12 protein-coding genes and 1 pseudogene are annotated in these 13,287 nt (G+C 57.6%); 10 read left to right on the forward strand and 3 right to left on the reverse strand.

Annotation, left to right across the window (positions count from 1 at the left end):
- Positions 1 to 82 precede the first annotated feature (82 nt).
- The 9 genes and pseudogenes from ACFPPD_RS11635 to ACFPPD_RS11675 all read left to right on the forward strand — a co-directional run bounded on the left by ACFPPD_RS11635 (position 83) and on the right by ACFPPD_RS11675 (position 9,182).
- On the forward strand, positions 83 to 1,291 hold the full coding sequence (locus tag ACFPPD_RS11635; RefSeq protein ID WP_209750793.1) for an HpcH/HpaI aldolase/citrate lyase family protein: 1,209 nt from the start codon (positions 83 to 85) through the stop codon (positions 1,289 to 1,291).
- Between the two features lie 76 nt (positions 1,292 to 1,367).
- Positions 1,368 to 2,519: pseudogene (locus ACFPPD_RS11640) on the forward strand (phosphoribosyltransferase family protein); the annotation flags it as partial.
- Positions 2,520 to 2,639: 120 nt separating this feature from the next.
- Positions 2,640 to 3,734, forward strand: coding sequence for a cysteine protease StiP family protein (locus ACFPPD_RS11645; protein WP_209750822.1), 1,095 nt, complete (start codon positions 2,640 to 2,642; stop codon positions 3,732 to 3,734).
- The gene (locus ACFPPD_RS11650) at positions 3,731 to 4,543 is read left to right on the forward strand and encodes an HAD family hydrolase (protein ID WP_209750795.1); all 813 of its coding nucleotides are present in this window, start codon (positions 3,731 to 3,733) and stop codon (positions 4,541 to 4,543) included. Before ACFPPD_RS11645 ends, ACFPPD_RS11650 begins: the two co-directional genes overlap by 4 nt.
- Positions 4,533 to 5,582, forward strand: coding sequence for an ATP-grasp domain-containing protein (locus tag ACFPPD_RS11655; RefSeq protein WP_209750797.1), 1,050 nt, complete (start codon positions 4,533 to 4,535; stop codon positions 5,580 to 5,582). The genes ACFPPD_RS11650 and ACFPPD_RS11655 overlap by 11 nt, the downstream gene beginning before the upstream one ends.
- Positions 5,583 to 5,645: 63 nt before the next feature.
- Complete coding sequence (locus tag ACFPPD_RS11660; protein ID WP_209750799.1) at positions 5,646 to 6,365, forward strand: hypothetical protein; 720 nt, start codon at positions 5,646 to 5,648, stop codon at positions 6,363 to 6,365.
- 21 nt (positions 6,366 to 6,386) lie between these two features.
- Positions 6,387 to 7,481 carry a toxic anion resistance protein gene (locus ACFPPD_RS11665; protein WP_209750801.1) on the forward strand — a complete coding sequence of 365 codons (1,095 nt, stop codon included), beginning with the start codon at positions 6,387 to 6,389 and terminating at the stop codon, positions 7,479 to 7,481.
- 351 nt (positions 7,482 to 7,832) lie between these two features.
- Positions 7,833 to 8,510, forward strand: a complete 678-nt coding sequence (locus ACFPPD_RS11670) for a TIGR00266 family protein (protein WP_209750803.1) — start codon at positions 7,833 to 7,835, stop codon at positions 8,508 to 8,510.
- A gap of 129 nt (positions 8,511 to 8,639) precedes the next feature.
- Positions 8,640 to 9,182 carry an RNA polymerase sigma factor gene (locus ACFPPD_RS11675; protein ID WP_209750806.1) on the forward strand — a complete coding sequence of 181 codons (543 nt, stop codon included), beginning with the start codon at positions 8,640 to 8,642 and terminating at the stop codon, positions 9,180 to 9,182.
- A 72-nt stretch (positions 9,183 to 9,254) separates the two neighbouring features.
- On the opposite strand, the gene ACFPPD_RS11680 is transcribed toward ACFPPD_RS11675, so the two are convergent.
- From ACFPPD_RS11680 to ACFPPD_RS11690, 3 genes are read right to left on the reverse strand one after another with little or no spacing between them, the layout of a single operon-like run.
- Positions 9,255 to 9,806 carry a chromate transporter gene (locus ACFPPD_RS11680; protein WP_209750808.1) on the reverse strand — a complete coding sequence of 184 codons (552 nt, stop codon included), beginning with the start codon at positions 9,804 to 9,806 and terminating at the stop codon, positions 9,255 to 9,257.
- Positions 9,803 to 10,429: a chromate transporter gene (locus ACFPPD_RS11685; RefSeq protein WP_209750810.1), complete on the reverse strand. Its 627-nt coding sequence runs from the start codon at positions 10,427 to 10,429 to the stop codon at positions 9,803 to 9,805. The genes ACFPPD_RS11680 and ACFPPD_RS11685 overlap by 4 nt, the downstream gene beginning before the upstream one ends.
- 2 nt (positions 10,430 to 10,431) lie before the next feature.
- On the reverse strand, positions 10,432 to 10,884 hold the full coding sequence (locus ACFPPD_RS11690; protein WP_209750812.1) for an Lrp/AsnC family transcriptional regulator: 453 nt from the start codon (positions 10,882 to 10,884) through the stop codon (positions 10,432 to 10,434).
- Positions 10,885 to 11,392: 508 nt separating this feature from the next.
- On the opposite strand from ACFPPD_RS11690, the gene ACFPPD_RS11695 reads away from it, so the two are divergent.
- Positions 11,393 to 13,063: a sulfatase-like hydrolase/transferase gene (locus ACFPPD_RS11695; RefSeq protein WP_209750814.1), complete on the forward strand. Its 1,671-nt coding sequence runs from the start codon at positions 11,393 to 11,395 to the stop codon at positions 13,061 to 13,063.
- Positions 13,064 to 13,287 lie beyond the last annotated feature (224 nt).

Below are 13,287 nucleotides of genomic sequence, written 5' to 3' on the forward strand. Positions count from 1 at the left end.
GCAAGCAACCTCAGAGTACAAACGATCGTATATCCCTCATAAAGCTATGAGGGATATTTTGCACTAATGGGGGTGAGGATGAATGAGATATTTCGATTATTTAACGCAAGAGCAGGAAAACGAGATTTTCCATCACCTCCCAAGCACGTTCGGCAATCGCGACGACAAAGACGTGCTCGCGTACGCGATAGGCGCGGCGCTGTACATGCCCGCCGTCCGCAAGACGATCGCCGAGGACATCGCGAGCCGCAAGATCAAAGGACTCGCCTCCGTCGTCATCGACTTGGAAGACGCGGTCGGCGACCATCAGGTCGAGCAGGCGGAACTCGGTTTATGCGAGACGTTGGACAAGCTCCAAGGCTATTTGGACCGAGGGACGATCGCTCCCGATTCCTTGCCTCTGCTATTCGTTCGCGTCCGTTCCCCGGAGCAATTCCGGAAAATGCTTGCGCTGCTGTCGGATCAAGTCGCTCTCGTCACGGGCTTCGCTTTTCCGAAGTTCACGGCCGAAGCGGGCAGGAAATATTTCGCCCTATTGGACGACTACAACCGGTCCAAGGACCCGATGGCGCCGCTGCTATACGGCATGCCGATCTTGGAAACGCCAGACGTCATCTATCGGGAGAGCCGGCTCACTTCGTTGATCGCCATTCAGGACGTCTTGATCGAATACCGGGACTACGTGCTCAACGTGCGGATCGGAGCGACGGACTTCTCCAGCCTGTTCGGGCTGCGGCGCAATCCGGACATGACGATCTACGATATCGCCGTCATCCGGGACTGCGTGGCGGACATCATTAACGTGTTCGGCAGGGAAGGCCAATCCTTCGTCATTTCCGGTCCTGTCTGGGAGTATTTCAAGAGCGACCGGGTGCTGAAGCCGCAGCTTCGCCAGACGCCGTTCACGGAATCGATGGGCGAGGACGGCGTGCGGCTGCGCATGTCTTATCTCGACCGTTACGTGGACGGGCTGATCCGGGAAGTCGCGTACGACAAGGAGAACGGCATCGTCGGCAAGACGATCATCCATCCTTCCCATCTGCTGCCGGTTCAAGCGATGTACGTCGTGACGCACGAAGAGTATATCGACGCGATGAGCATCATCTCGAATAGCGGCGGCGGACTCGGCGTCATGAAGAGCGAATACGAGAACAAGATGAACGAAATCAAGCCGCATCTGAGCTGGTCCCGGCGGATCATCAGCAGAGCCAAAGTATTCGGGGTGTTACATGAGAAGCACAATTTCATCAACCTGCTCGCCGACGCGGAGCGGACGGGAGCGCTTGTATAATATCGCGGGCGATCTGGAGGTCGGCGTTACCGTCGTCTCCAATCCGTTCGGGCTCGAGTTGGACGATCTATTCGGGATGGCCGCCAGAGTCAACAAGAAACGCGGATTCCTATTCGTCAGCAAGGTGCTCGGCAAACATATCGCGGTTCATCCCGCGTTGTCTCTCGCCTCGGCCGCGTTGCTCGGCGAGTTGTACGCGACGTCCGTTCTCGGCCGCGCCGCGCGGGTCGGGGAGGAGGCCGTACGGGCGGCGTTCGGCGGCGATCGCGACCGCGCGGACGAGCTATACCGCCGGTTGACGGAGGACGTCGTTCCTTTGGCGGAGCCGACGCTGTTCATCGGCTTCGCGGAGACGGCGACGGCGCTCGGACACGGGATGTTCGCCGCGTTCGGGGGGGAAGCCGCCTACTTGCACACGACGAGGGAACAGATCGGCGGACTGACGCCGTTCATCCGTTTCGAGGAAGAGCATTCCCATGCGACCGCGCACCGTTGCTACGCGCTTGACGAACGGTTGTTCCGCCAAGCGTCCCGGATCGTCCTCGTCGACGACGAGATGACGACGGGCAGAACGTCCCTTAACATCATTAATGAACTTCACTTCGCGTTCGGGCAGCGCGATTTCGTGCTCGCGAGCCTGCTCGACTGGCGTTCCGCGGAAGATCGGGCGCGCGTATCCGAGCTGGAAAAGGAACTGGGCATCGGCATTCGCTGCGTATCGCTTCTGGAAGGGACGATCTCGGTATCCGGTTCTCCGGTCGAGGAAGACGAAGGCTCCGCCGTTGCGGCGTCAAGGCCGGAACGAAGCGGGATCATCGATCGGATTGACGTCTCGGAATTATTCGCGCATGTCGCTACGGGCGCGTCGCCGGCCTACTTGAAACATACCGGCAGGTTCGGTCACGAAGCGGGCGGCGGGAACACGGCGCTCGATCTCGAGATCGCCGAAGCGGCGAAGACGCTAGCGGCGGTCCGGACGGGGCGCCGCGTCGTCTGCGTTGGCACGGGCGAGTTCATGTACGTGCCGATGCGTATCGCCGCGCTGTTGGGCGAAGGAGCCGTGTTTCAATCGACGACGAGAAGCCCGATCCATCCGAGCCGTTCGGACGGTTATGCGGTGTCGTCGGCATACCGGTACGATTCTCCGGACGATCCGGACGTGACGAACTTCGTCTATAACATCGAGCCGGGCCAATATGACGAGGCATTCGTCTTCGTCGAGAGAGCGTACGAGGAGTCGCTTGGGCGATCCTTCGAGGAGGCGCTCGGCCGGCTGGGCATACCGGTCGTTCATCTCGTCGCGTTCGGATCGGCCGATGCCGAAGCGGCCGCGGCTTCGCCGAGTCCGATGGGGAGCTACGCGGGCGACGATATCGTCTTTCTGTTGAAGGATTTAAGCGCGCTCTCGCTAGAGCGGGGGACGGAAGACCGCGAGGAAGCGATCCAAGGCGGCACGCACTATTCGGAGATGCTGCCGAAGGAGTACCGGCCGTCGGAAGAATACGTCGGCTTATTCCGGGAGGCGCTCCGGACGACGGCCGCGAAAGTCGCCGAAGCGGTCGGCGTCGTCGCCGAGCAGATCGCCGCGAAGCGGAGCGACAAGCTCGTGCTGGCTTCGCTCGCTCGCGCGGGCACGCCGATCGGCATTCTAATCAAGCGCTACATGAAGAAGTTCGGTCTTGCGAACCCGCCTCATTACGGCCTATCGATCATCCGCGGCAAGGGCATCGACGAGAACGCGCTCCGGTACATGCTGCGCGAACATCCCGGCGCGGATATCCAATTCGTCGACGGGTGGACGGGCAAGGGGGCGATTAGAAAGGAATTGATCCAAGCGTGCGCCAAGTTCGAACGCGAGAGCGGCATTCGGTTGAACGACGACTTGGCCGTGCTGGCGGATCCGGGCCGATGCTCTGCGACTTACGGCACGCGGGAAGATTTCCTCATTCCGAGCGCCTGCCTGAACGCCACGGTATCGGGCTTGATCAGCCGGACGGTGCTGCGGGACGACTTGATCGGCCCGGGAGATTTTCACGGCGCCAAGTATTACCGGGAGTGGGCGGCGGAGGATCATTCGAACTTCTTCTTGGACGTTGTCGAGGCGCGCTTCGACGAGACGCGGGAGCGGGCGAGGGCGGAAGCCGCCCGGTTGCTGGAGCGAACGGACGATCCGGTCACTTGGCAGGGGGAAGCGGACATTCGCGGAATTCAGGAGCATTTCGGCATTGCCGATAGGAATTTGGTCAAGCCGGGAGTCGGCGAGACGACGAGGGTGCTGCTTCGCAGAGTGCCTTGGAAAATTCTCGTCGACGACACCGGCAATCCGAATCTCGCTTCGATTCTGCTGCTCGCGAAGGAACGCGGCGTAACCGTCGAGGCCTATCCGGGGCTGGCTTACTCGTGCGTCGGATTGATTCGGCCGCTTAAGGGGGGAGCCGAATGATCTTCGCTTTCGATATGGATCAGACGATGATCTTCTCCCGGAACTCCATGGGACCCGCGGACGAAACGGAGCTCGTGCCGGTCGAGAGCATCGACGGGAAAGAGCATTCGTTCATGACCCGTAAAGCGGCCGCGTCGCTTCGCGGGCTTCACGAGAACGCCTTGTTCGTCCCGGCGACGACCCGGACGCCGGAGCAATACGAGAGAATCCACGGCGTCAGCGCCGATCTCCGGCCGCGGTACGCGGTCGTCAGCAACGGAGGACGAGTACTCGTAGACGGACAGTCTGACGTAAGCTGGGAGAACGGCATGAAGGCCGCGCTCCGCTCGCGTTGCGCTCCCCGCGAAGAGATCGACGGCCTCTTCGACAAGCTCGTTCCCGAAGGAATGGTGCGGAGAAAGGATCTGTGCGACGGGCTGTTCTATTCCATCCTCGTCGATCGGGAACGTATCCCGATCGAGTTTATGGAGGAGCTGACGGACCTGCTGAGAGACAGCCGTTGGACGAGTTCCCTTCAAGGCCGAAAGCTGTATCTCGTGCCGGAGCCGGTGAGCAAAGGGGCGGGCTTGCGATACGTCAAGGAGCTGGCGGGGGCGTCGTTCGCGTTCGCGGCCGGCGACAGCTTGCTGGACGAAAGCTTGCTCGAAGCCGCGGACGACGGCATCGCTCCCCGCCATGGAGAACTGTTCAGGAAATACGGCGCGAACGGCACGATCAAGTTCACGCAGCTGGCGGGCATCGGCGCTTCCGAGGAAATTCTGGAGGCGGCTGCCGCATATTGGGAGGTCAACGAGCGTTATGTCCGATAATGCGTCGCACATTTATTTCAACCGATGGTTTTCCGTCGCGTACCACTACATGAATATGATGAGGGACAACGACGAGGGGGCCAGGTTCCGCTTCTACGGGACGCATCCGAACATCGATCACTTGGCGCTGCAAGCTTGCGATTACGCGGAACAAGAACCAGTATTGGAAGGAACGGCCTACGTCGATTACGCGGTGGACTTCTGCCGCAAGCACGAGATCGACATCTTCATCCCGAGGCTGAAGATGCTGGAGATCGCCAAGGAAGCGCACCGGTTCGACGACATCGGGACGAAGCTGATGATCTGCAGGGACGTCGATTTGCTGGAGAGCGTCATGGAGAAGGACCTCTTCTACCGGAAGCTGGAAGGGACGGGCATCGTGCCGCTACCCGACTACGAAGTCGTCGAGACGGCGGAGCAATTCAAGGCCGCCTACGAGAAGCTGGTCGGACTGGGCCATCGGGTATGCTTCAAGCCGACCAACGCGGAAGGCGGAATGGGGTTCCGGATCATCGACGAACAGATCGATCCGCTTGCATCGCTGTACGGTTGGGTGAGCCTGTCGACGACGTTCGAGCAAGCGTACGCCGCGTTGTCGTCGGCGGAGAAGTTCCCGAAGCTGATGGTCATGGAGCTGCTGGAGGAGGACGAATTCTCTATCGACTGCCTCGCGGACGCGAACGGCAAGCTTCTCGTCGCCGTGCCTAGGCGCAAGGGAGCGGGACGCGTCTATACGCTCGAGGATTTGCCGGAGCTGCAGCAAATCGCCCGCAACGTCGCCGGAAAATTCAACATTCCTTACGTTTACAACATCCAAGTAAAGTACAACAAAGGCGTGCCGAAATTGCTCGAGATCAATCCGCGCATGTCGGGCGGATTGTTCTTGACTTGCCTGGGCGGCGTGAACATGCCCTATCTCGCGACGAAGGCTGTCAAGGGTGAGGCGTTCGAAGCGCCGAGGCCGACGTACGGCGTCCGGGCGAGCTATATGGAGCTTCCGGTCGTGCTGAATCCGATCGGACGAACCGATAGAAATTGACGTAGGCTGACGAAAACCCTAAACTAAAATCAATAGACCGCTAGTCAGGGAGGTACGCGTCAAGTGCTTCGTTCCAAATGGGCGTTAATTTCCATAATCGTAGGTTATGGCGCAGGGTTGATAGGCGAGAAATTTTTACCCGATGCCGTCGCTTTGATATTCCCGGTGATCGGCACGATGCTGGGGGCGACGATCCGCCAAGCGGAGTTGAGAGTGTCCAGGCTTGCCGCGGAGCGAGAAGCCGCCAACGCTTCCGGAGGCGGCCAAACGTCGCCGCAGCTTCGCGGATCGGGGAACGCCCAGGCGATCCCGTCGTCCGTCCCGCCTGCGCCCGCGGCCCCGGCTTCGGCGGAACGTGCGCCCGTAACGGGTAATCCGAATCTGGGACCGGAGTGGGAATCGGTCGTCGAGTACATCGGCACGATCGAGGACATGGTGCTGCTCGAAGGAGAGAAGAACAATCTCGACAACGAGATCGTCCAGAAGACGTTATCGCTGCTCGTCAGGCTGAACCGGGTCATCCCGCAGCTCGTCGCGATCAACAACGGGGACATCAACCACAAGATCCAGCGCCTCGTCCTGAAGGACCTGAACGGCACGATTACGCCGTTCATTCAATTGAGCGGGGAAGCGAAGCGGCAGAACCGCAGAATTCTGCTTAACAGCATTAAAGACATCGACACCCAGATCACGACCTATACAAGCTTCATCGAGCAGAAGGATTTAATGGAACTCAGAAGCAAGGCGGAACTGATTCACCAGCGCTACGGCGCGGGCAAATAACGCGATGGGGAGGATTTACGCATGAGTACGCAAGCTATCGTCCTGAAAGATTCGGATACGGCCAAAGTGCAACAGGAAGCGCAAGCGACGATTCAGAAAATTTCGTCCACGGACGCCACCCAGCTCGACTCGTTGATGGACGAGATCGGACGGATGGGCCAGAAGACGATGGAGAAAGCCGGGGCGAACCTAACGCTTCTCGAGCGTCCGCTGAACGACTTGCTTAACGGCAAGCGCTCCGAAATCGCCGGCAACATCATGAAGCTGCGGGGCGAAGTGGACGACTTAAACCGCAGCAAGGATCTGTCGTTCATGCAGAAGATTCTTCGCAAGACGCCGCTGAAAAACTACATCATGAAATACCAATCGGTTCGCACGAACGTGCAAGCGATCATCTCGAGCTTGCGCAACGGCAAGGACACGCTGGAAGAGAATATCGTCCACATGCGCAACCTGAAGCAAATGTGCATTCAGGAAATGTACAACGTCCAGCAACGCATCGAGCTCGGCAACCAACTGAAATTGCTGTTCGAGCAAGAGATCGCGAAGCCGGAGAACGAAGGCCGCAAAACGCAGCTCGAGCGCGGCTTGCGCAAAGTCGTTACCCGAATTCAATCGTTCACCGAGATGGTCATGCTGTACCAGCAGGCGATCGCCGGTTCCGATATCATTAACGATAACAACGACAAGCTGATCGATTCCGTCGACGCGACGATCGACAAGACGCAGCATCTGATCACCGTCTCCGCGATGATCGCGACGGCGCTCGACGACCAGATGAAAGTCATCGAGGCGGTCAACGCGACGAACGATATGCTCGGCAAGCAGTTCGCGGAGAACGCGCGCATGCTGAACGAGACGACGGAGAAAACGACGCAGGCGATGACCCGCTCGGCGATGAGCATGGAGCAGATCAACCAAGCGATGAACGATCTGACGCAAGCGATCACCCGCTGCGAAGATTCCAACCGCACGATCATCGCGGCCGCAACCGAACAGACGACTCGCATGCAGGAGATCAACAAGCAAATGGGCCAACGCCTCGGCCTTCAGCCGGGCGCGGCCGCCGTTCCGGCGCAACTGCAGCAACCGGCCGTTACAAGCTTGCTGGACTAATGATCGCATCCGATTCGCAAAGCTCCTTCGGGAGCTTTTTTTGCAACAATTAAACGCGATATCCAAGGACGTCCCGTACGGGCTCCCTCGATCGGTCGTCATATTCCCTCCCCGCCGCGGATAGACTACGGTATTCTTCCGAAATCCGGTAGCGAGAGGGGATGTCCGGCTTGATTATGAGCCTTGTCATGGGGATACTTATCGTCGCTCTCATCGTCGCGGCAAGCTACGAGAAGGCGTCGGCGATCTTGGAGCTCGCGGACGAGCGATAAGGCCGCACGACGTCGGGAAGGGGAAAGCCGACGGGACAAGCCGAATGAAGCCAGGCATTTACGAGGAGGAAATAACGGAATGAAACACGAGGTGCTCTATCAAGGGGCGTTCGCCCTGCTTAAGCTGCAATTGAACGCGGGAGAGACGATTAAAGCGGAATCCGGCGCGATGGTGTCCATGTCCCCGAATATCGACGTCAAAGGAACGATGGACGGCGGAATTATGGCGGGTCTCGGCAGGATGATGAGCGGGGAGACGTTCTTCTTCCAAGAGCTGTCCGCGAACAGGGGCGGCGGGGAAGTGCTGCTCGCGCCGAAGTCGATGGGCGATATCCAAGCGGTCGAATTGGACGGGACGTATCGACTGTTCGTTCAGAAGGACGGGTTCCTCGGCGGAACGAGCGGCATTCAAGTGAATACGAAAATGCAAAATCTAAGCCGCGGGCTTCTGTCCGGCGAAGGCTTCTTCATCATCGAGATCAGCGGTTCGGGCACCGTGTTCCTCGCTTCCTACGGCTCGATCCATGCGATCAATCTCGCGCCGGGAGAAGAGCGCATCATCGACAACGGCCACCTCGTCGCTTGGCCGGATTACGTGAACTACAACGTCGAGAAGGCGTCCAAGGGCTGGCTGTCCAGCTTGACGAGCGGAGAGGCGATCGTCTGCCGGTTCCGCGGCGAAGGCATCGTTCTCATCCAGACGCGCAATCCGTCGGGCTTCGGAAGCTGGATCAAACGATTCATTCCGATGCGCTAACGGTGCCGAAATTCGAGCTTCCTGAACGAAACATTAAGTTTTTGCGAATTTTCTGTGAATGACGGGCACGCCTGCTCTATTCTGCTATAATGTTGCCTAAAGAGGTTTACAGAGAAGAGGTGCAGGCTGATGGACATGCAGCCTACCATGGGCAGGGGAATGCCCGTCATATCTTACGAGCAGTTGTTCGAGCATTATAAAGATAAAGTCAACAGCTTCGCGTGGAAAATCCTTCGAAGCAAGATGGATAGCGAGGAAGCGGTGCAAGAGACGTTCTTGAAGCTGTACGTCAACTTCGAGCGTCTCGACCCCGCGGGCTCGGTATCGTCTTTGATTTTCACGACGGCGAAAAATATATGCATCGACATGCTGCGCAAGCGCAAGACGAAGCTGTCCCTCAACCATCCGATGATGAAGCACGAAGGTTGGGAGGATCAAGCCGGAGACGGCATGCATCCGGAGGAAGCGATGCTCGTCAAGGAAGCTTCCGAAGACTTGCTCGTCGCGATCCGCAAGCTGCCTAAAGCTTATCGGCTCATGGTGTATCAACGCTACGTGCTCGATCTGTCGATGGAAGAGATCGTCGAGATCAACAACGTCAAGATGAACACGGTGAAGTCGCGCCTGAAGCGCGGCAGGGATATGCTGAAGAAGACGCTCGAAAAAGGATAAAAGCAAGCCGGGAAACGACGGAGGCGACTCCGCGGTTTCCCGGCTTTTTGTTTGCGATGCCTGCATTGAAGATCAGACGTGGAGATGAGGGACGACAAGGCCGCCGTAAATAAACGCGCACAGGATGACGAACGCCGGGTGGATTTTGCGTTTCTCCATCGCCCATAGCGCCACGGCCGCGATGATAAGCGCCTGCCAGACGCCGAGAGAGTCGATCGACGTCTTCCCCATCTGCCACGTCAGCAGCAGCATGAGCACGGCGATGACCGGCTGCACGAGCAGCGTCATGCCTTTGACGACGGAGGAGTTCCGGTAGCGTCGCATGATTCGCAGCAGCACGATCAAGGCGACCGCGGAAGGGACGACGGTCGCGACGAGCGCGACGAGCGCTCCGACGACGCCCGCGACGTCATATCCGACGAACGCGGCGATCTTGGTGGCGATCGGGCCGGGAAGCGTGTTGCCGAGCGCGAGAATGTTGGAGAAGTCGTGGTCGGTTGTCCAAGCGTAGTGAGTGACGATCTCCTGATACATCAGCGGAATCGATGCGGGGCCGCCGCCGTAGCCGAGCACGTTCGAGACGAAGAAGCCGACGATCAGGTCGATCAGGTCGTTGATGTTCATGGCGTGCCGCCTTCCTTCCTCGGAGAGGCGGATTTGTTCTTCCATCGATCGACGAGCTTATAGTGGACTGCGCCATAAGCGAGGAAGAGGACGATGACGATGGCCGGATGGACGGATAAGAGCTGAAACAAACCGAACGAGACGGCACAGAAAACGATGACCATCCATCTGCCGAGCCCTTTGTAGGCCCGCTTGGCGAATTCGTACGCCATGACTCCGAGCATAACCGAGATAACGGGCATGACCGCGACGATCATGCCTTGAACGACGGCCGAGTTGCTCAAGTAATCGACGAACGCGAGAAGCGCGACCATCGCGACGGCCGAAGGCACGATGTGAGCAAGCACGGATACGACGGCGCCGAGCGCGCCTTTTTGCCGGTAGCCGAGATAAGCGGCCATCTTCGTGGCGATCGGACCGGGAAGCGCGTTGGCGATCGCGAGAATTTCCCCGAACTCCTCGTCGTCCATCCAACCGTATTTCGTCACCGCTTCGTACCGGATGAGCGGGATGACGGACGGTCCGCCGCCGTAGCCAAGAATCCCCGTCTTGCCCATTGCCCAGACGAGCTGCGCGTAGGGATTGCCGTTCGCCGTTCCCGCCGGTTTTGCCGTAGCGCCCATCGTTACAACCTCATTCCCATACGGCTTTTGTACCGCGTAATCAACACTTGGCAGTCGACGCCGACGACGCCGTCCTGTTTGTATAACTTCTCGTTCAGGAACGCTTCCATCTCTTTATTGTTCGTGAACAAGCCGTGCATATGCAGCTTGCTCGGACCGGTCATATGATACAGGCTCGTCACGGCGGGTTCGTCGGCGAGCGCGTCCGCCACGGCTTGCAAGGAGCGGGGCTCGACCTCGACGTTAAAGAAAGCCGAGACGGAGATGCCGAGTTTCTCGGGATTGATGACGGCGGTGAACCGTTCGATGACGCCATCATCCATGAGCGCGTTGATTCTCGCTTGGATGGCGACCCGGGACAAGCCGATGTCCTTGGCGAGATCGGTATAGGAAATGCGGCCGTTCGCGTTCAGCGCTTTGATGATTTGCCGGTCGGTGTCGTCGATAGGGGGCATAAAGGGGCTCCTTCGTAATGTCGAGGCGACATTTGATTTCGAAACGAACGTTAAAATGTGAATTTTATTTCGATATGTAATAATATATTCGCGATCTCTTTCGAAATCAACAAAAACTTAGGCGTTCCGGGATAATCTGCCCGATCGGGGCGTAAAAGGCGGTTTAACCCGACAAAGTCGGGCTATTTGGCTCGATCGGAGCGCAAGAGGCGATGTAACCCGACAAAGTCGGGCTAATGGGCTCGATCGGAGCGCAAGAGGCGAGTAACCCGACAAAGTCGGGCTATTCGGCGCGATCGGGGCGTAAGAGGCGATGTAACCCGACAAAGTCGGGCTATTCGGCGCGATCGGGGCGTAAGAGGCGATGTAACCCGACAAAGTCGGGCTATTCGGCGCGATCGGGGCGTATGAAGGTGAGCCCCTATCCAGTAACCTATCGACAGCTCACTTAAAGGAAGGGTAAGATAGATAGAAACGGAATTTTCCCGACTTTAGAATGGAGCAGTGGATGGCAGTGAAAGCGAACGCTTTGCTTGTTTCTTTATTATCTATTGGACTACTAGTTACCGGTTGTTCGAATAATAACGATAGCCTGAACGCCGCGGCAACGCCGTCTTCTTCCGCATCATCGTCCCCGTCGCCGGAGACGCCGCCTGCCGTCACGGACGCCGCCAAGCCGAACTTAATCGTGATCCAGCTGGAAGCGTTCCAATCGTTCCTCTTGAACCGATCTGCCGGGGATCAAGAGATTACGCCTGTCTTGAACGAGTTTATCAAGGAATCGGCCTACTTCCCGCGGTTCTACTTGCAGAACGGGGCGGGGAATACATCGGACGCGGAATTCATGGCCAACACGTCGCTGCATCCGCTGGACGGCGGTCACAGTATCGCGATGGATGCGGCGGACAAAGCGTTCCCTGGTCTTCCGAGAACGCTGAAGAAGGAAGGCTACGCCACGCTTACGCTTCACACGAATAACGTGATGTTCTGGAACCGCAAGGAATTGTACGCTGCGCTGGGCTTCGACCGATTTTACGACAAATCGTTCTTCGGAACGGACAACGCCATCGCATTCGGGGCGAGCGACGATATTTTGTACGAGAAGAGCTCGGAAGTGCTGTCTCAGACCAATCAGCCGTTCTACGCGCAGCTGATCAGCATGTCCAGTCATTACAGCTATAAGATTCCGGACAAATATCAATCGCTAACCTTGCCGGCCATTTACGAAGAGAACATGGTCGGGGATTACATCGAGGCGGCCCATTACGCGGACGAAGCTTTGGGGCGTTTTTTCGAGGAGTTACAAGAGAAGAAGCTATGGGATAACACCGTCGTCGCGATTTACGGGGATCATACCGGAATGATGATGAACTTCGTAAAAGAGAAGGAAGCCGCGGCGCTGAAGGAGCTGCTGGGCAGGGACTACGATCAGATCGACGCGCTCGGCGTACCATTTATCGTGCATGGCCCGAACGTCAAAGCCGGACAATACGATACGGTCGGCGGACATTTGGACATCATGCCGACTCTGGCCGACGTTTTGAACGTTCAGCCGGAAGGAACGACTTTCGGGTACGATTTGCTCAAAGGCGCGGAACACCCGGTAGCCGTCAGGGCTTCCTTCGCGCCGGCGGGCTCATTCGTCTTCGGCGACAGCTACTACGATACGAAGCTGAAGAAGACAACGGACTTGCCATCGAGAAAAGAAATCGTGACGGACGAAACGATACAAAGGCTGGCCGGAGAGGTGACGAGCCGATTCCGGCAATCCGACGACTACATCAAGTCGTTGCCGCCGAAAGAAAACTTGTACGGAACGAAGCTGACGGTCATGGAGAAGACGAAAGCTTACGAGCAGAAGGACGAGTCGTCGAAAGTCGTCGAGAAGTTCTCCGCGGGCACAGTCATCGACTTCTTCAAGAACGACGGCGATTGGTATCAGTACGCGGACGATCAAGGCAACGAACGTTGGATTAACGTGCCGCAGCCGATGATCGAGGTGTACAAGAAGGTTCATAATCCGAAGAAGACGAAAGCTTACGTGGAACCGGATACGTCGTCCAAAGCGCCGATCGAAGTCGGCGCCCAGGATCTGTACGCCTTGAAGGAATGGAATGGAACCGGATGGGTACAAGTGTCCACTTGGACCGGCAAGGATTTGTGGATTAACGTGAATTAAGGCGTTAAAAAATTCCTCCCGGATTCGGGGAGGCCACTGAAAAAGTCCGTATTTGAAGAAAGGGTACAGTCCTCCAGATTTTTGAGGGGGCTGTACCTTTTTTCTGTATAATTAAAGCATCATTGGAGAACGGGTGAGGCCAATTGATTCAATATCAACAATCACTTATTTTTAGCCCTTATATGGAGCTCTACAATCTGGTCGTTCCGAAAGACAATATGCTC

It is taken from the genome of Cohnella suwonensis, assembly GCF_042655365.1.
In the GTDB taxonomy this organism is placed as follows: domain Bacteria; phylum Bacillota; class Bacilli; order Paenibacillales; family Paenibacillaceae; genus Cohnella; species Cohnella suwonensis.